Source organism: Rhodothermus marinus, from assembly GCF_009936275.1.
In the GTDB taxonomy this organism is placed as follows: domain Bacteria; phylum Bacteroidota; class Rhodothermia; order Rhodothermales; family Rhodothermaceae; genus Rhodothermus; species Rhodothermus marinus_A.
This window is the reverse complement of record NZ_AP019797.1, coordinates 1,365,734-1,384,091: the sequence shown is the minus strand read 5'-3', so window position 1 is coordinate 1,384,091 and position 18,358 is coordinate 1,365,734. Positions and strand designations below refer to the sequence as shown.

The 18,358-nt window shown below is 62.2% G+C and carries 16 protein-coding genes; all 16 read right to left on the bottom strand.

Going from position 1 to position 18,358, the window contains the following annotated elements; all coding sequences use genetic code 11:
* Window positions 1-16: 16 nt before the first annotated feature.
* The 16 genes from GYH26_RS06075 to GYH26_RS06000 all read right to left on the bottom strand — a co-directional run bounded on the left by GYH26_RS06075 (window position 17) and on the right by GYH26_RS06000 (window position 17,996).
* On the bottom strand, window positions 17-1,186 hold the full coding sequence (locus GYH26_RS06075; protein WP_161540887.1) for a glycosyltransferase family 4 protein: 1,170 nt from the start codon (window positions 1,184-1,186) through the stop codon (window positions 17-19).
* 2 nt (window positions 1,187-1,188) lie between these two features.
* Window positions 1,189-2,322: a glycosyltransferase family 4 protein gene (locus tag GYH26_RS06070; RefSeq protein WP_161540886.1), complete on the bottom strand. Its 1,134-nt coding sequence runs from the start codon at window positions 2,320-2,322 to the stop codon at window positions 1,189-1,191.
* A 28-nt stretch (window positions 2,323-2,350) separates the two neighbouring features.
* Window positions 2,351-3,610 (bottom strand): glycosyltransferase family 4 protein, encoded by a 1,260-nt coding sequence (locus GYH26_RS06065; protein WP_161540885.1) that lies wholly within the window; start codon window positions 3,608-3,610, stop codon window positions 2,351-2,353.
* Window positions 3,611-3,614: 4 nt separating this feature from the next.
* Window positions 3,615-4,760, bottom strand: a complete 1,146-nt coding sequence (locus tag GYH26_RS06060; RefSeq protein WP_161540884.1) for a glycosyltransferase — start codon at window positions 4,758-4,760, stop codon at window positions 3,615-3,617.
* Window positions 4,761-4,768: 8 nt separating this feature from the next.
* Window positions 4,769-5,929: a glycosyltransferase family 4 protein gene (locus tag GYH26_RS06055; RefSeq protein WP_012843647.1), complete on the bottom strand. Its 1,161-nt coding sequence runs from the start codon at window positions 5,927-5,929 to the stop codon at window positions 4,769-4,771.
* Window positions 5,926-6,861 carry a hypothetical protein gene (locus GYH26_RS06050; protein ID WP_242006619.1) on the bottom strand — a complete coding sequence of 312 codons (936 nt, stop codon included), beginning with the start codon at window positions 6,859-6,861 and terminating at the stop codon, window positions 5,926-5,928. Before GYH26_RS06050 ends, GYH26_RS06055 begins: the two co-directional genes overlap by 4 nt.
* Window positions 6,862-7,030: 169 nt before the next feature.
* Complete coding sequence (locus GYH26_RS06045; protein WP_161540883.1) at window positions 7,031-8,476, bottom strand: hypothetical protein; 1,446 nt, start codon at window positions 8,474-8,476, stop codon at window positions 7,031-7,033.
* Window positions 8,477-8,491: 15 nt separating this feature from the next.
* Complete coding sequence (locus tag GYH26_RS06040) at window positions 8,492-9,076, bottom strand: transposase (protein ID WP_161542380.1); 585 nt, start codon at window positions 9,074-9,076, stop codon at window positions 8,492-8,494.
* A gap of 56 nt (window positions 9,077-9,132) precedes the next feature.
* On the bottom strand, window positions 9,133-10,293 hold the full coding sequence (locus GYH26_RS06035) for a glycosyltransferase (RefSeq protein ID WP_161540882.1): 1,161 nt from the start codon (window positions 10,291-10,293) through the stop codon (window positions 9,133-9,135).
* A complete protein-coding gene (locus GYH26_RS06030) occupies window positions 10,290-11,444 on the bottom strand; it encodes a glycosyltransferase family 4 protein (protein WP_161540881.1) in 1,155 nt (384 codons plus the stop codon). The genes GYH26_RS06035 and GYH26_RS06030 overlap by 4 nt, the downstream gene beginning before the upstream one ends.
* Window positions 11,445-11,450: 6 nt before the next feature.
* Entirely contained in the window at window positions 11,451-12,419 is a 969-nt protein-coding gene (locus GYH26_RS06025; RefSeq protein ID WP_161540880.1) for a hypothetical protein, read from the bottom strand.
* A gap of 6 nt (window positions 12,420-12,425) precedes the next feature.
* Window positions 12,426-13,613 carry a glycosyltransferase family 4 protein gene (locus GYH26_RS06020; protein ID WP_161540879.1) on the bottom strand — a complete coding sequence of 396 codons (1,188 nt, stop codon included), beginning with the start codon at window positions 13,611-13,613 and terminating at the stop codon, window positions 12,426-12,428.
* A complete protein-coding gene (locus tag GYH26_RS06015) occupies window positions 13,577-14,644 on the bottom strand; it encodes an NAD-dependent epimerase/dehydratase family protein (RefSeq protein ID WP_161540878.1) in 1,068 nt (355 codons plus the stop codon). The genes GYH26_RS06020 and GYH26_RS06015 overlap by 37 nt, the downstream gene beginning before the upstream one ends.
* 5 nt (window positions 14,645-14,649) lie before the next feature.
* A complete protein-coding gene (locus GYH26_RS06010; protein WP_161540877.1) occupies window positions 14,650-15,429 on the bottom strand; it encodes a sulfotransferase family 2 domain-containing protein in 780 nt (259 codons plus the stop codon).
* The gene (locus tag GYH26_RS06005; RefSeq protein WP_161540876.1) at window positions 15,423-16,442 is read right to left on the bottom strand and encodes a glycosyltransferase family 2 protein; all 1,020 of its coding nucleotides are present in this window, start codon (window positions 16,440-16,442) and stop codon (window positions 15,423-15,425) included. The genes GYH26_RS06010 and GYH26_RS06005 overlap by 7 nt, the downstream gene beginning before the upstream one ends.
* A 612-nt stretch (window positions 16,443-17,054) precedes the next feature.
* Window positions 17,055-17,996: an NAD-dependent epimerase/dehydratase family protein gene (locus GYH26_RS06000; RefSeq protein WP_161540875.1), complete on the bottom strand. Its 942-nt coding sequence runs from the start codon at window positions 17,994-17,996 to the stop codon at window positions 17,055-17,057.
* Between the last annotated feature and the right edge of the window lie 362 nt (window positions 17,997-18,358).

The window sequence follows — 18,358 nt, the reverse complement described above, 5'->3', positions numbered from 1 at the left end:
AAAAAGAAAACCGCTGTCAAGCTTCCTGCAGGGCGGCCAGTGCCTGGTGGACTCCTTTACGCATGGCCTCTATGGAAAACCGATGGCGGGCATCCCGGTAGGCAGCTTCGGCCAGTCGACGGGCCTGATCCGGGTGCTCGAGCAGGTGCCGAATGGCGGCGGCAAGCGCCTGCACATCGCCAGGCTGCACCAGCAGGCCCGTTTCCCCATCGCGCACAATTTCCACGGCCCCTCCGCCTCGCGTGGCGATGACGGGACGACGGGCCAGCATGCCCTCGACGATCACCCGGCCGAACGGTTCGGGTGCGACGGACGTATGCACCACCACATCGACCAGTTGCATCAACTCCGGCACATCGTCCCGAAATCCCAGAAAATGCACACGCCCTTCAAGGTCGGGCTGCGCCGCGCGTTTCCGGAGCTGCTCGGCGTAGAGCTGTTCGTCCTGAAACAGCGCCTCCCCCACCAGAATCGCCTGAACGTACGGTAGCTCGGCCAATGCTTCCAGCAGCACATGCTGTCCTTTCCAGGGTGCCAGCCGGCTGAAGAGTCCGACCACCGGCCCGTCGCGCAAACCGAGTTTCTGGCGCAGGGCGACCACCTGCTCCGAATCGACGGCCGCAAAGCGCTCGACGTCGATCCCGTTGTGCACTACCACGACCGGCACCCGCCCGCCAGCCTCAAGGAAAGCTGCTTTCGAAGCCTCCGAGTTGGCAATCACCAGACGCGCAAACCGATTGGCCAGCGTCACGGCCAGTCGGATGTTCATCGCGCTGAAGTGCTCGGTCGTCAGCACGTCGTGCAGGTTCCACACGAGCGGCCGCCGGGCCATCTGCGCCGCCAGGCTCCCGACCACCAGCGCCTTCTGGGAATTGGCATAAATCAGATCGAACGCCCGGGCCTTCCGGGCTACGCGCCAGGCAAGCCGGAGCAATCCGGGCACCGCCCGCAGCGCACGGAACGGTCCGGCCTCCCGCGCCACACGCCGGACCGCTTCGGGTGCAGCGATCACGTCGGCCGGGATACCTGCCGCCCGGAGCTTTTCATAAAAGGGCCCCTCTTCCAGCAGCAGCACCTCGCCGGGCGGCGCAAAAGCCGGGGCCAGATCGAGCAGATACAGTTCGGCCCCGCCGAGTGCCGCGCTGTGATCCAGAAAAAGAGTGCGCAGATTCAAGCGTACCGTCATATTCACAGTACCTCCTCATACACGGCCTTCACGCGGCGGGCGATGACGGGCCAGTCGTAGTGGGCGCAGACGTACGCCCGGCAGGTTTCATCTGAAGGCAGCGGCCGCCGACCCGTTAGCACTTCGGTCAGTCCGGCCGCCAGCGCCTCCGGGGTTGCGTCTTCCAGCACCAGCGCTTCCGAGAGCCCCCGTACGGCTTCGGGCAGCCCTCCCACCGGCGTTACCAGCACGGGCGTGCCGGCCGCCAGCGACTCGAGCGTGATCAGGCCGAAGCCTTCCAGCGCCACCGTCGGCACGACGGTCAGGTCGGCCGCCCGGTAGGCCAGTGGCAGCTGGTCGTCCGGCACAAAACCCAGCAGCCGCACGTGCTGCGCCAGCCCCAGCGCGTCGATCTGTGCCTGCAACGCGTCGGCCAGCGATCCGCGCCCGGCGATCAGCAAAAGCACCTCCGGCACCTGCCGCCGCACCTCGACCATGGCCTCAATAAGTCGCTCCAGTCCCATGCGCCGCACCAGACGCCGCACGCTCAGCACGATCGGCCGGTCGGTCGGCCACCCCAGCACTTCCCGGGCTTCACGCCGCGTGTGCGGCAGCGCAAAGCGATCGGCTTCCACCCCACCGGGCACGACGCGCACCCGCTCGGGCGCCACCCCGTAGCGCTGCACCAGCTCCCGGCCGAACGCCTCCGACAGCACGATGCACCGCGCCCCCCGTCGGTAAACCGTGCGTTCCAGCCAGGTCTTGACGGCCACCTGCAGGCCGCCTTTTGCCTCCTCGCGGCCCTCCCATGCCCAGGGTCCGTGGAAATGCACCACCAGCGGGAGATCGCGCACCAGATCCAGCACCGGGAACGTGTAGAGCGCAAAGTGGGCGGCCACCAGATCGAACGATGTCGTCCGGCGGAGTTGCCGCACGGCCTGCCGCATGCCCTGCCAGCGCTGCCAGAGCGGCGCATCCGGACGCGCCGCCGCCACGAAATGCCCTTCGGTGGCCTGCGACACCGCTTCAGATCCCACCACAACGCCCCGGCACACAACCCCGGCCCCCGGCAGGTACCGGCACAGCGCCTCGTAGACCCGCTCCAGTCCCCCCGGCGCCTCCGCAAACCACCCGCTACCCACTTGAAGGACCTGCATGTTTGCTTTACCGCCCCCTAAGCTATGTTCATCCGGTCTGCCGTGCCGGCTCCCGAAGGGACTGCACGCCTGCCGTCCACGTCAGAATCTCCTCCAGCCGATCCACCACCCGGCGCACCTCGAACTGCTCCTCCGCGATCTGACGGGCCATGGCCGCCAGGCCGGCCGGATCGGTTTCGATAGCCTGCAGCGCAGCCTCCAGCGCCGCGCAGAGCGACGCGGGCGTGTAGCGTTCGAACCGAAAAGCAGCCGCTCCGCAGTATTCGCCGGTGCCGTTCGTGGGACCCACCACCACGGGCTTGCCGCAGCAGAGCGCCTCGGCCACCGTGGAACCAAAATTTTCGTCTTCGCTGGGCTGCACAATCACATCTACCGAACGCAGCAGATCCGGCACTTCGGTTCGCGCGATATAAGGCGCGTAGGTCAGATGCTCCGGGAACGGAAAATCCTCGATCAGCCGCCGGTACTCGGGGGCATAGGTGAAGCGTCCGATGATCTCCAGATGCACGTCGCGGCGTTTTTCCAGCAGCAGGGCAAAGGCTTCCAGCATCAGATCCAGTCGCTTGCGCGGGTCGATACGCCCCAGCCAGAGGAACGTCCGTCGGCCCGGATGCCTTGGCGGTACGTTCGGCTCAGGCCGAAACAGCTCCAGATCGAACGGATAGGGCAGCGCGAACACACGCTCGGCTGGCACGCCAAAGGCGATCACGTGCTGCCGACTCCATTCACTGCCGCAGATCACGGCCCGGCAGCGGGTCAGCTCACGTCGCGCCACGCGCTGCCGGTGTCGGTAAAAGACCCGGAGCTTCCAGTAGAGCATCCGGCCGGCCAGTTCGATCAGTCGGTGCCGGAGCCGATGGATCGCCTGCCATTCGGTCTGCGGAGGGCCCTGCAACCAGGCCACCGCCGGAAGCCCCGCCACCTCGAACTGAGCCCCCACGCCCAGAAACAGCAACACGTCGTAGGGCTGCTGTCGGTGCCGTTCGGCTACCCGACGGGCAATGGCCTCCAGATGTCGGCGATAGATCCAGTCTTCCACCACACGTTCCAGACCGCCACGAAGGAGCGGACGCCACCGGTCGCGCAACGCCCCCAACCGCTCCAGCAACACGCCTTCGTAGTGGAAATTCGGCCAGCGTTCCAGCCCTTCCGGCCGACGCACAAAGTCGGCCTTGGCGAACAGGTCCACCTGATGCCCCCGCCGCAGCAGTTCCTCCAGAATCAGGTAGTTGGCCGACGCCACGCTCCCGGCGTGCTGCTCCACCAGCGCGTAACAGGCAATCCGCATATCATTAAAATCCTCTCAGAACGCGCTTAAGATTACAGACAAAGGCTGAAGCTACAGCTTCCAGAGAATATTCATTTCTAACCACATTGCCACCTCTGATTACCAGGTTGTTTCTAAGCGCTTCATCATTCAACAATTTAACAATACACTCAGCTAACTCTTCGTAATTTCCTTCACGGAAGATCAATCCGCCTCCTGTCTTCTGGATAAGATGAGGTATTTCTCCACAACTTGAACCAATCACTGGTGTCCCACAGGCCATTGCCTCAATAATGACGCGCCCAAATTGCTCTTTCCAGTTTTTTTGAGTTTCAGAAGGCAGAATCAACAAATCCATCAAAGACAGATAATAAGGGATATTTTCATGCTTAATGTAATCCATAAATATTACTCTTCTATCAATTCCCAGACGCACAGACTCGCTCTTTAAAAAATCTAACAAGTTTCCCTTTCCGATAAAAAAACATACCCAATCAAGCCTATCATCAAGCAAGCCCAGAGCCTTAACTAAAGTAACAACACCTTTTTCCCTTACTAATCTACCAACAAAACCTATAACATATTTATCTTCAACACCTAATTCTCTCCTTATTTTTCTGGCTTCCTCCGGATATGGCTTGTATATATCGAGATTCACAAAGCCCGGCTTGTAATATACTGGTCCTTTATATCCTTTCTCGCGCAACACTTCTTCGGCTCCTTTAGAACCCACAAAAGCAAAACTGCTATTTCTATAAACCCATTGTTCTCCCACCTGGATAGGTAGCGGATAATTCTTCAGAATGTTCTGCCATGAAAAAAAACCTATGGGAACACTTTTTGCGATCTTATTAGCCAGATACCATTGGAAAGTTGCCAGTCCGTAAGGCTCATGATGGACATATACAACATCTGGATCAACTTTCTCGATCACTTTGTCAAGTCTTGCCCTGTAAATATGCAATGGAACAGATCCTGAAAATAAAACAGGTAACTTCCATATTCTGCCTGTAAAGCTCTTCCATCTCTGTGCAGCAACAAGACCATATTCTCCTCTCCATGTTTCTGGAACAACAAGATCTATATTCCACCCATATTTATGCATGACAAAACTCCAGAAATCCTGATTAATAGGAGTAACACATGCATGGCTGATCACCAGTAACTTCATTGTGCCGCTTATTCTACTGTGTACAGTTCCGGCAACGGAAACTTGCGGCCCATCAGCCGCTCGAACAGCGCCGCATAGCGCGAGGCCATGCGCTCCCAGCTATGCTCCTCGGCAACGGCCCGGGCCTTCCGACCCATTTCATGTCGGAGGTCAGGCTCCCGCGTCAGCGTGGTCATCGCCTGCGCCAGCGCCTCGTGATCTTCCGGGTTTTCGATCACAAAGCCGGCTTCGCCCACCAGGTTGGCCGTCCCCACCTGTCGCGAAACGATCACCGGCAGCCCGCTGGCCATTGCTTCGAGCAGCACCAGCGGACACGAGTCGCGCCGCGAGGGCAGCACGAAAAAGTCCACGGCCCGCATCAGCGAGGCAACGTCGCGCCGGAAGCCCAGAAAATGCACACGGTCGGCCACGCCGAGCTGCTCGGCCAGCGCGGGATACGGGCTGCCCGGCAGCCGTCCGACCACGGCCACGTGCAGCGCCGGCACCTGCTGCAGCGCATGCAACACGCCGTCCAGGTTCTTGATGGTCGAGCGAATGTCGCCCACAAACAGCGCCAGCGGCACTCCTTCGGGTAATCCCAGGCGGCCCCGGTCGGCCCGACCGGGATGAAATTCGGCCAGATCCACCCCGTTTACGATCACCTCGATGCGCTCCGGCGGCACCCCCACGGCAATCAGCTCGTCCCGTACCATCTCGGAAACGGCCACGATCTGCCGGGCCTGAATGAACGCCTCCTGCTCCCACTCGGCGTTGAGCTGCGAGAACAGTTTCTGATACAGCGCGCGGGGGTGCCGGCTCTGCCGGGCGGGATGGTAGGGCGAACGCAGCCAGGTACCGTGCACGAAGTGGACGGCGTTGACCGTGTGCGGAAAGCGCGTGACCACCCCGCAGCCCATGATCACGTCGAACAGGTGATCCATCGTGGCCAGGATGCGATCGGAAAGCTCCCGGAAGCGCCAGACCTTGTAGAGATCGACGGCCTCGCCGAGCGGTCCCGTGTGCACGGGCACCCAGGAAGCGCCCATTTCGAGCAGCCGCCGGTCCACTTTATCGGCAAACAGCGTCACCGTGGCGCCGCGCAGCAGAAAATAGCGCGCCAGCTCGAAGTTGACACGTCCCTGCCCGTCGCCGGGAATCACATTGTGCGTGATGAACGCCAGATGAATCATCCTACCGGTACCGTTTCAGACGAAGCCGTGGCGACCTGTTGCCGTCGCTCCCGGATCCGTTCGGCCATCCAGCGCCCGATGGCTTCTTCGGAGGCGACCGACCGCCACCAGTGCAACGCCGCCTGCGAAAGCTCCCGCAGACGCCGGGCGTCTCCCAGCAATTCCGGCACCAGCCGGTGGAGTTCGCGCCAGTCGTCGATCTGGACGACCGGGGCATTCCGATAGAACCAGCGGGCCGGTAACCGCTCCGTGATCACCACACACCCATACCGCAGCCCTTCGAACAGCCGGAACGTATCGGCCGAGGTGCCTCTCGGCGCCAGACAGATCTTACTGTCCATGAGCGCCCGCGAGTAGGCCTCGGTATCCAGCACTTCGCCGGGCTCGGTCAGCCCGTACTCCAGCGCATTGAGCACAAAACGGGCGTTCGTATGCACGAAAACACGCAGTTCCGGAAAGCGACGCTGCAGGGCCTCCAGCGTCCGGAGCATACGCTCTCGGGAAACCCGCTTTGGGCTGGGAAACCAGCGGTGCGGCGACCAGAGCCATCTCGGGAACCCCTGTTCGACGCTTCCGGCAAAAAATAGATCGATCGGCCGCGTTTCGATGGGCTGCACGGGCAGCGGCAACTGGTTGCCGTATCCCAGCGGCAGATCGTAAACCGGCGGCATGGCACTGCCCTGCAGCCGCCGTTGCAGATAGCGGCCGCCGTACCGAAACGCACCGGGGAGCCAGTGCGCCAGCACACGCAGATGCCGCAAAAATACCAGCATGTTCAGGTAAGAAGGCCGACGCAGGGGCCGCACGCCGAGCCGCGGATAGATCCCGTAGCACTTGAACGTCACCAGCACCCGATCGACGTAGGCCGGGATCTGGCTCCATTCATCCCCCATGACGATGGCCACCACATGATCGCCGTACTCCGGTAGCACATCCAGCTTCCATGTAATGAAAAAGGTGAGCCCGGCCCCTCAAGCTCCGACTCCACCACCTGCAGCACCCGGTGGAGATAGGACGGCCGTGCCGGCGGTCGGGAAAGCGCCACCGGCTCCGGCGTCTCCCGATACCTCAGGCATCGGTAATATTGATTGGGCGCACCCATCAGGTTGGCTCGGCGGGCTGATCAGACGCGAGGCGATCCACAGCCCCCGCACACAGCGCGGTCAGTGGTCCGACGGCATAGGCTTCCCCGTTCAGCAAATTGGCCATCGTCACACCCAGGATGCCCAGCATCGCCAGCGCCGTCAGGCTACGGGTTCGTATCCAGTAGCGCAGCGCTGTCAGGAGCAAGAGCCCGATGATCAGATGATAAAGTATGCCCCCGGGCAAACCCAGAGCCACAAAGCTGTTGCCCAGATGTGTTTCGGTGTTGTACGAGCGTCCTCCGAATTTTCCGGCCGCCTTGGTAACCGCCCCGATCCCCAGCCCCAGTGGTTCTTTGAGGGGATACAGATAGCCCCGCACCATCATCATGAAGTGATTTTCCGCGGAGCTGTACTCGACCTCACCCTTTCGGGCGTGAACGAATTCCTGAGCCTGGCGCTCCAGCCTTGCCTGAACATGCGGATCCAGCCCCAGTTGCGTCGCCTGGGTCAGACTCCAGACCAGCCCCACGGCCGCCAGCACGGCGGCCAGTGCCCCGCGCAACACCCAGGCCGTCGTCGAACGTGAAAGCACGGCCCAGAGGGCCACCATTGCGGCCAGCGAGAAAAACAGGGGACCGCGGCTTCCGGTCAGCGCCACGGCTACCAGGAGTGGCGGCACCAGCAGTCCAGCACTCCGGTTTCCCTTGAGAAAAGCAGCCCAGCTCAGCACAGCCCCGATGCTGATGAACATGCCATACTCTGTATTCGATGCAAATAGCGAGATGGGCGCCGGATTGTTCGGGTCGCCCAGCCCGGCGTACCAGTTCATTTCCAGCCAGCGCTGCTGGTGCGGCAGGTAGCCAAAGAAAACCTGATAGGTACCGTAGGCGGCGGCCACCAGCGCCATGGGAAGCACCAGACCGTACAGCAGCGTGCGCAGGAAGGCCGGCGTGGCATAGGTGCGTCCCACCCAGAACCAGCAGATCGGCACGATCAGAAACATGGCCCCGGCCAGCCCCACCATCAACCCGCCCTGCTTCGGGTTGAAAATCTGCAGCACCATGATGGCCATGAGCGCCAGCGTCCATTTTGCCAGCTTCGTGTCGAAGCGGATCTCCCGGTTGACCAGCGCCCCGGCCACCACTACCAGCGCAAAGGCACTCCCCACCACCAGCAGCGGATCGGTACCCGACCAGCCAAACAGCGGAATCAACAGCCGCCGCAGGTCGCCCAGCACGATCAGATAGGCGAACACGGCCAGGATGGCCACGCGCACGTTGAAGGTGGCCATGGCCACGAACAATTCCAGCAACATGAGCGTCAGCGCCAGTCGGCCGTGGCCCGTCAGCAGCAAAAACAGCACGGCGCCGATGCTGAGCGCCCCAAGCAACCACAGTCCCAGCGCCCGCCGCCAGGAAATGGCCGTTGCCGTAGGGCCCGATATGGAAAATGTCAACCGCATGGTGTTCTGTTATGGTTATCGATAGGGATTTTCACGATCCATCTGCCAGCGGGCCGGGTTGGTCACAATGTATCGACGAATACGTTCCAGGGCCTTTTCATTTCGGACGATATGTTCCCAGTAATTGCGTTGCCAGACGCGGGCACCCGGCGTACCCCGCCATTCGTTGATCCGACGCGTGGTGGCCGATTTGAACGCCCGGATGATGGTGGGAATCGATCCTGACACAGGGCGCCCGAATTGTTCCAACGTCGTCCCCGATGTAGGGGCACGGCGGCGCCGTGCCCCTACAGGGCGGCGCCGTGCCCCTACATTGTTATCATCGATTATATCCACAATCCGAATGATGCCGTGAATATGGTTGGGCATGACGATGAATTCGTCCGGGCGTAATTCCACGTAGGGCCGCAATCGTGCCGTTCTAAACCATTCCTCGTACACAATTTTACCCGGCCTGTTCAACCGCATACGTCCGTCAACAATTTCCCCGAACAGACACACCCGATCCTGCGTCACGACGGTGACGAAATAGGCACCGGGTTGCGTGTAATCGTATCCCTTCAGGCGAATCGATCGCCGATGATACCGCGCCCCGTCCATGATGTCACGACACGTGATCGCATCTTGCAAAATGCAACCATTCACCGCCCGGCGCATCATCCGTCACGCCGTTTTTCATGCGCCTCCGGCGCAATCCGATTGGCCATTTCCCCGAAATCTCGCAGGACGTCCGTGACCCGCCGCGCAAACGCTTCCGGCGAGAAATCCCGGGCGCGGCGGCGGGCCGCCTCGCCTACCCGTCGGGCAAAATCCGGGTCATCCAGATAGCGCAGGATTTGTCGGGCCAGCGTTTCGGCGTCTTCGTAGGGGGTCAGCAGGCCGTCCACACCCTCGGTAATGATCTCGCGCGGACCGCCTTCGGCCCCGGCCACCACGGGTTTGCCCAGCGCCAGGGCTTCGACCACCACGATCCCGAACGGCTCCCGGTCCGAGGCATGCACGACCACATCCATCGCCTGCATCCACAACGGGATGTCCGTCTGAAACCCCGCCAGCCAGACCCGATCCTGCAGGCCAAGCCGGGTAATCAAGCTGCGCAGCCAGGGTTCGTAATCCGGCTCCAGCTCGTGGCGTCCCCCGACGATCACGGCCCGGGCCTCAGGGTGTCTCTCCAGAATATGCGGCATGGCCTGCACGAGCGTATGCATGCCCTTCCAGCGCTGCAGACGCCCCACCATACCGATCAGCGGCCCGCTTTCGGGCAACCCGAGCTGGCGGCGGGCTTCCGTAGGTGCAGGTAGCCGATCGGGATCAAACGCCGTCAGCTCGGCCGCCGGATGGACGACGACCACCGGACGCACCGGACGCAACCGCCGCTGGGCCGCGGCGGCCGCCTCGGAACAGGCCAGCACGCCGGCGGCCGGCATCCGCGTAATCCATCGATCCATCCACGAATCCCGCATCGGAATCCCGTGCTGAAACCAGACCGCCGGGACCCCTGCCAGCCGGGCCGCCACGCCGCCATACAGGTGCGCTTTGCCCATCCAGCTCAGCACCAGCGTAAGGCTTTCCTGCCGGAACCACCGCGCAAGCCGCCGGACCGTCTGCAGATAGCGGACGGGCTGCCGCAACCGACCGGCCCGGATCACCTGCGCCGGGAAGCCCAGCGCACGCGCTTCTTCCACCAGCGGTCCGGGTTCAAAAAACACGAGTGGCCAGGCGTCCGGCGCCCCGGGGGCATGGCGGAGAAACAGGCGCAGAAGCTGCTCGGCCCCACCGCGCTGCTCGGCCAGGGGCATGAGAATCGCCACCTTCATGACACCTGCACGACAACGTTCGAGGCCGCTTCTTCCAGCGTCTGCATCACCCGCCGGGCCAGTACCGGCCAGTCAAGCTGTGCCGCATAGAAACGCCGGGCGTTCTGCCCCAGCATCTCCTGCAACGCCGAACGTCGCGCCAGCTCCAGCGCCGCTCCGGCAAACGCCTCGCGGTCTCCTACTGGCGTCAGCCACAACGACCGCCCGTGCTCGGCCCGCAGCATCGAATCGGTCAGCGGTCCGTCGGTGCTGAGCACGGCCAGCCCGTGCTGCAATCCCGCGATCATCGAACCCCGCCGCGTCGAAGCCCCGTCAACAAACGGTGCCAGCAGCAGATCCATCGCCGAAAGATGCACCGAAACCGCCTCGCCAGGTAACGCCCCGGCGTCCCGAAACGAAACACCGGGGGGCAACTGTGCGCGAAGTCGCTCGCCGTGTGGGCCCACGTACCACACCGCAAAGCACACCCCGGCATTGTCCAGCTGTTCGATGGCCGCCCGGATGTAATCGGTCAGCCGGCCGGACCCGATCGTTCCGAACACCCCCACCACGAGCGTTTCCGGGTCCAGACCCAGCCGCTGGCGTGCCTCCTCGCGCGCACAGCCCACGTCCGGAATATTCGACCCCACCGGCCAGTGCACCACCTGCGCCTGCGGAAACCAGCTCCGGTACCGCGCCACCCACGGCTGGATCGAAAACGCCACCACGTCGGCCATTCGTCCCAGCGCCCGAAACTGCGGAATCTGCCACAAACGAAACACCCGGTTCTTCCAGCTTGAAGGCGGCACAAAGTCCTCATGGAACATCACGGCCAGCCGCATCGAGGGACAGCGGCGACGCAACAAGTGCAGCGCAATTGGCAAGAATGGGTTCAGTCCCCAGCGGCCGTAGCTGAACTGATTGAACTGCACGACCAGCCAGTCGGGCGGATCGGCCGATACGGCCGCCACCAGTGCCCGGACGCCACGCCGAGGTGGATAGCGAAACGCCCGCACGACCTCGACGCCCGGGATCGACGTGGCCTCCGGCTGTGCCGTCCACACCCGCACCGACGCGCCTTCGGCCGCCAGCGCGGCCGCCAGATGCGCCGTGTGATCCCCGATGCCGTCCAGCGCCGGCGGCAATGCCGGAAATAGCAGACCGATCCGCATACAGACTCAATGTCGGTGGTAGAACGTCCCCACGGCTTTGCTGGCCAGGTAGTTCAGACGCTTCAGGCGCAGCCGCAGGGGAGAATAGAGCCGGATGGGACCGTCGATGTACTTCAGAAACTCGGCGTCGGCCAGCACGGGCAGCCGTCCCCGCTTCAGAAGCAGCCAGAGGAAGTTCTTCTTCCAGGGCTTCGGGGCGTCCACCGCGTGCGACATGGTGAAACCCGCCCCGGTAAAATCCATGGCGTCGGTGCCCATCACGCTGAGCGGCACGTCGGTCACCATCACGCTCAGGTTCAGCATGTCCTGATCGGCCACGTAGAAGGGATGGCTCCGGTCTCCGATGTTGTAGCCTTCAAAATTTTTGAAGCTGGCAATGTTAATCCCTTCCTCACGCACCGCTTCCATGAGGGTTCGCCAGGCCTCCAGCAGGGCACGGTGCTCACGACGGACGCCGATGAACCCGCCATTATAGTACTCATCGGGGCAGCGTCGCACCTGTAAACCATGGCGGCAGGCAAACGCCTGCCACTGGCGACGAAACGGATGGGTGGCCGGCATGTGCGCGTAGGCTCCGTCCAGACAGAGCGCCACGCCGGTATCGACCCATTCCTCGAAGAAAGACCAGCGGCACTTGACGACGATGTCCGGATCGAAATAGAACAGCCGTTCGGCCTCCAGGCCGTAGCGGTCCCAGAGGTCCAGCATGAAATACGGCTTGTAGTTCGAAAAGAAGATTTCGGTCAGAAGGGGCAGAAAGCGAACGATGCAGCCCGACGCCACCTCCAGATCGTAGCCCGATGGGGTCCGGCGGGCCGTCCGCGCCCAGGGGGGCAGATCACCGCGATACCCCACCCATACGACCCCGCGAAAGCCGTGGCGGTAAAGGGAATTCACCAGTGCGCCCACCCCGTAGTGGTAGTGCCCCTCGAAGAGCGTGCAGACGGCCGAACGCGATGTGTCGAACTCTGCCATAATCACTCAGTCTGTGGATGCCTCGACCGGAACCCCGGCCAGCAACTTCCAGAAACGCGCGCGCTGATCCGAAAGCCGGAATCGCTCGCGTGCCAGACGTAACGCCCCGGCGACGAGTTCGTCCCGGGCTTCCAGCGCCTGTTCGATGCCCCGACACAGGGCGTCCGCCTCCAGCTCGTGCACCTGCACGGCCGCTCCATAACGGGCCAGCAGTTGCGCCGCGGCCGCATCCTCGGGGCCGTGATACAGGATCGGCAGACCGCTCCCCAGGTACGTCACCAGTTTGGTCGACAGACTGTAGCGCGTAAACCAGCTGTACTGCGCGCCGAACGGCAGCGGCATGTAAAGCACGTCCACGCGATCCAGATCGCGCGCCACCTCGGCCTCCGGCGCGTAGGGCAGTTCCTGCACCGGGACGGTCCGGGGACGAACGGGCGTCCGGCTTCCCCGGGTCACAAAGGACACTTCCCAGTCGGGTCGTCGTGCCCGGAGCCTGTCGAGCGCCTCGGCCAGCACACGGAAGTTCGGATGGTAGGACAGATGCAGCGCGCCCATGAAATAGACCACGGCCCGCCCTTCCGGACGCGGCCGCGGCGCTTCGGGCAGTTCGTCGGGCAACCCGTCGGTGACAATCTCATAGGGCAGGCGGCCGAACCACCGGCAATAGGCCTCCCCCATGGCTTCAGAGATCACGATCCGTCCGGTAGCCCGCTGCCAGACGTACGCCAGCCGGTCCATCAGAAAGTTCAGCTTCGGGTGACCGGCCAGGTTGTAGCGCATGTCGTCGTGCACGTTCAGAAAATACGGCAGGCCGTACCGCTCGGCCACCTGAAATGCCTGCCAGAACGCCTCGCCGTGGGGAATGGCATGGATGGCCGTCGCACCGGCCTCCAGAATCGTTCGCTCCAGCGCTCGTTCGAAGGCCGGCCGCCGCCACTCGGCAATCCAGCGCAGGTAACGGGCAAAGCGCGTCGCTTCGATGCGTCCGAAGTACGGCCGGGGGGGCAGATGCACCTCGCGCCCGAACGGCGGCGGTGCCGGCGGCCGCACGCTCGTGCAGATGCTCAGAAACGGCACCGGTGCCTCCTGCAACAGGGCCCGCAGAATGCGTCCGCCACCGCTGCTGTCGCGCAACCCGAACGGCTGCACAAAGGCGATCAGGCCGCCTGTCCGGCTTTCATGCGCTCGACCCATCCCCGGTAGATCTCCTCGAAAATGTCCGGCAGCTTCTTCGTGATGTCCCACTGCGGGTAGTGGGTTTTCATTTTGGTCAGATCCGAAATGTAGCAAATGTGATCGCCCTCGCGCGCTTTATCCACGTAGTCGTAGATCATTTTTCTGCCCGAAAGCGCCTCGATCATCTCGAAGGCTTCCAGGATCGAGCAACTGTTCCCCCGGCCGCCGCCCAGATTGTACACCTCGGCCACGCGGGGTTCTTCGATGAAGCACTCGATGAACCGGGCCACATCGTAGGAATGGATGTTATCCCGCACCTGCTTGCCCTTGTAGCCGTAAATCGTGTACTTGCGACCGGTTACGTTGCATTTGATCAGATAACTCAGAAAGCCGTGCAGCTCCACGCCCGAGTGATTGGGGCCGGTCAGACAGCCGCCGCGCAGGCAGCAGGTCTTCATGCCGAAGTAGCGGCCGTATTCCTGCACCATGATGTCGGCCGCCACCTTGGAGGCGCCGAAGATGGAGTGCTTCGACTGGTCGATCCGGAAGGTCTCCGGGATGCCGTTGTAATAGGCCGGATCGGCGTAGTCCCAGCGCTTTTCCAGTTCGACAAGCGGCAATTCGTTGGGCGCATCGCCGTAGACCTTGTTCGTGGACATGTGCACGAACACGGCCTCGGGCGCATAGCGCCGCGTGGCCTCCAGCAGGTTGAGCGTCCCGACGGCATTGACGTCGAAGTCCTCGAACGGAATCTGGGCCGCCTTGTCGTGCGAGGGCTGAGCGGCCGCATGTACGATGGCATCCGGGCGCAGCGTTTCGATCAGTTCGAGCACGCCCTGCCGGTCGCGGATGTCCAGTTCGTGATGCGTGAAGCGCGGAAGCGTCTCTTCGAGCCGGCGCTGGTTCCAGCGCGTGTCTCCCTCCGGCCCGAAGAAAAACGCCCGCATGTTGTTGTCCACACCATGTACATCCCAGCCCCGATAAGAAAAGTACGTGGCCACTTCGGAGCCGATCAGTCCCGACGATCCGGTTACCAGCAGTCTGCGCATAGCTTTCATATTGAAGTTGACGATAGATGCAATTGGCGTACACGCTCGTTGAAAAGCCGACGTGCAAAGCGATAAAGGATCATATCTAACTCGTTGAGTTCCGCCAGTGTCCTATAAATCGCGGGTGGAACTTCCTCCAGCCGCGGTCGCGATCTCGTTTGCTTCGCACGCACGTCTTTTGGAAGAATTTTCCAACCAAATGTATGGGCCAAGAGCTGCAGCGACTCTTCAAATCGTTCCTGTAATCCAAAGCAGGCAAAACGATTTTGCAGATTGTAACAGGCACGCTGCAGGGCCCACCTCCCGAAAGTTGGATGCGTGATGTAGCGCTGCAGTTTGTGCCAGGGAATTCCTGCCAGCATCATGGTCATTTCATTTTGAAACGGAGGCTGCCGGTAGAATGTTACCAGGTCCATGGACATGGCCGCCTCATACCGATTGTGTCGGCATTTTTGGGGATCGCACTGTCTGATAAAGTAATAGTGCGAAATGGCTCGGTCTACCGGATGGCGCAAAAAGGTGAGATAAACAACGGGGCGCGTCGTAAGCCAGTGCAACCCATAGGCGACATGCCCATGGGCAAAGCGATGAACAGGTTGTAAGGCTTCCCGAAAGGTGCGAATACGCACCCCACCAAGAATCTCCTCCGGTGCAAAGTTTGGGTAAACGACCCGGTACAAGAAAGAGGTGCCGGCCGTCTTTGGCACATGTACAAAGAAATACAGCACCTCGGAATCCGCCCCGGGCCATGAACCTTCTGGATATGTGAAGTTAGCTCCTACCATCCCAGTAGCTGCAGCAGTTTCTGCACCATGCGTACGGGCAGCGTCTGGCTCTTACCCTGTGTGGCACGGAGCCAGGCATGCACCGCCTTTTCAAAGGGGGTGCGCGGGTCACGCAACGTTCCGTTAACGGCCAGTCCTTTCTGCGCTGCCAGCGCGGTCCAGTCGCGATCCCAGATGTTCAGCTTGCGAAAACGTTCCGGACCATATTCCATCAGGAGCTTCAGCACCTCTTCGTCCCAGTAGTAATGGGAAGTCTTCGGGATCGCGCGCATGTCGATGCCAAGCGCTTCGTAGCCGGCCAGCCATTCGGGACGTACCGGTCCCGCCCGCCGAATGGCCGCCTCCATGTGGTGGTACTGGCGAAAGATGGTCACCGGACGCTTCTTCGGGTCGTTCAGCCGTTCCCAGACCTGATACCAGCGTTGCTTGCTGCGCATGCGATTCCAGTCGGCGTACTGGTAATGCAGCACTTTGATCTCGTCGAAGTACAGCGCCGGAGCATCTTTCGGGACCGGCACGCGGGGGCTGTGGATGGGCCTCCCTTCGTGTGGTGAGCCATCGTCCACGAACCCGAACGGCTTGTAATCCGCATCCACCCAGGCACAGGTCACATCCGGCCCGATATTGGCCCACCGGAAGTAGAGCACGGTACCGGGTGGTGCCGCCAGCAACTGCTGCCACTCCGGGCTTTCCATCCAGTTGGCCGAAAACATCTCGTCGGCATCCAGCGCGATCAGGATGCGCTTGCCCGAGACCGGCAACTGCCGCGCCGAATCGATCAGCAGCCGCTGGCGCGCACCCTCATCGTAGGCCTCATAAGGATTATCCACAAGCACCACCTTCTCAAATCGCCGGGCGATCTCCCGCGAGCCGTCGGTCGATTGCTGGTCGGCGATCACGATGTAATCGGCCCAGGTGGAGGCGCACTGCAGGAAGCGTTCCAGGATCCACGCCTCGTTACGCACCGGCGTCATACAGATCAGCGTCGCCTGTTTTTCCGCCGGCTGCCACATGGATTCCCCGTTCACGTTTTTATCTGCAGCGCCGTTGACGCTTTCGTTCTTCACAACAATCGTACTATTTAGCAGCGCTTCTGCCCCTTATATGTGATCGCTGATTTACTGGTGCATGAGGGAGCCACATCCCATGCACCCGTGCTTTCAGCCCACCACAAGCGGCGCCAACCGCCAACGCCAGCGCCCCGAACGTCGGTGCCCGCAACCAGCAGGCGCACTCTCCCCCTGGCCCCCTCCCTGGCAGGGAGGGGGAAGCACATGAGGGAAGACAGTGATACTGAAATGCGCCCAGGCACCCGTGCTACCGCCAGCCGTAGCCCACAGATCCTGCTCCCCCTTGCAGGGGGAGCTGCCGCGAAGCGACTGAGAGGATGATTTTTACGCTTTGACCATTCCCACTTAACCCTCCCCCCGTCCCGCACCCCTTCAGGGAGGGGGTGGGCAGCAGGAGAAACGCCGGCGTTAAACCGGACGCATGCGCCCGTATCCGACTCCAGCCGCCAACTACCAGACCCGCTCCCCCTTTCAGGGGGAGCTGTCGCGAAGCGGCTGAGGGGGTAAAACGTCATCTGCACACGCATTCCCCGTTTATACCTGCGCTCCGGATGTTCACGGCCGCACGGGCAAACCTTCGTGCTGCAGCAGACGCGCCAGGCCTTCGCGCAGCGTCACCTCGGGCAGCATCCCGGTCAATTGCTGCAGGCGGGTCGTGTCGGCCCGCTGGTGCAGCTTGTCCACCGGACGCACCCGCGCCGGATCGATCCGGATTTCGATGGGCTGCCCCATCAGTTCGCTCAGCGTCTCGATAATCTCCTGCGCCGAGTACTCCTGACCCGTTCCCACATTGACCACCTCATAGCCCTCGGTCACACGCTCACCCAGCGCTACCAGCAGTCGCGCCACGTCCTCGACGTAGATGTAGTCGCGTTTCGTGTGGATGTTGCCCAGCTCGACCACCGGTCCCTGCTGGAGCGACGCGATGATGTGAGGGATCAGATGCGGGTTCGTTTCATAGGGGCCGTAGGTGTTAAAGAGCCGGACCGCCACGCAGGCCATCTCCGTCGTGCGCGCAAACTGCTCGGCCACCTGCTCGGTGAGCCATTTGCTGAGACCGTACACGTCGACCGGCGCCGGCGCGAGCGTTTCGGGAATCAGTCCCTCCACGCTCGGATAGATGGCCCCGCTGGAGGCGACGACGACCGTACGCACACCGCCCCGGGCTGCCGCGTCCAGCACGTTGTAGGTGCCCTCGACGTTCACCCGCAGCGTCTCCTGCGGATGCGCATTGCAGTACGGAATGAAATGGAGGGCGGCCAGATGAAAGACGATCTCCGGCCGCGTCTCGTCCATGACCGCCTGTAGCGTAGCCGTGTCCAGGATGTCGGCCTCGTAGAAGTCGATCCGATCGGAGAAAGCCAGCAGATGATCCACGGAGCCGGCCGTCAGGTTGTCGTAAACGGCCACCTGATACCCCTGCTCCAGACACCGTGCCACCACCCATCGTCCGATAAAGCCGGCACCCCCGGTTATCAGAACCCGCCGAATTGCCATGAAACTGCCCGTCGATGATTTTCAGGATTCGCAGCTATAGTTTACAGGATCGGCGTTCACCTGGCGCACGCGATTTTTCGGCAGCGCATAGGTCGTTCTGGCGCATGCGATATGCGCCTTTGCGCGCATACCGGCACCTGCTCGTAGTCAGGCACGAAGCGGAGTGTCGACTCGGGTGACGCCACTTCGGCTGGCGCCTTCGTGGCTTATACGATTACGATTTCCGGGCAATCAGAGTGCATGTGAGAAAGCACGGGCGCACACGGCGGCGCGCCCCTACAGATCCTTGACGTCTTTCCTATCCCGTAGGGGCGGCCCCCTGGGTCCGCCCGATCATACCCGCCGGATCACGTCCGCCACAC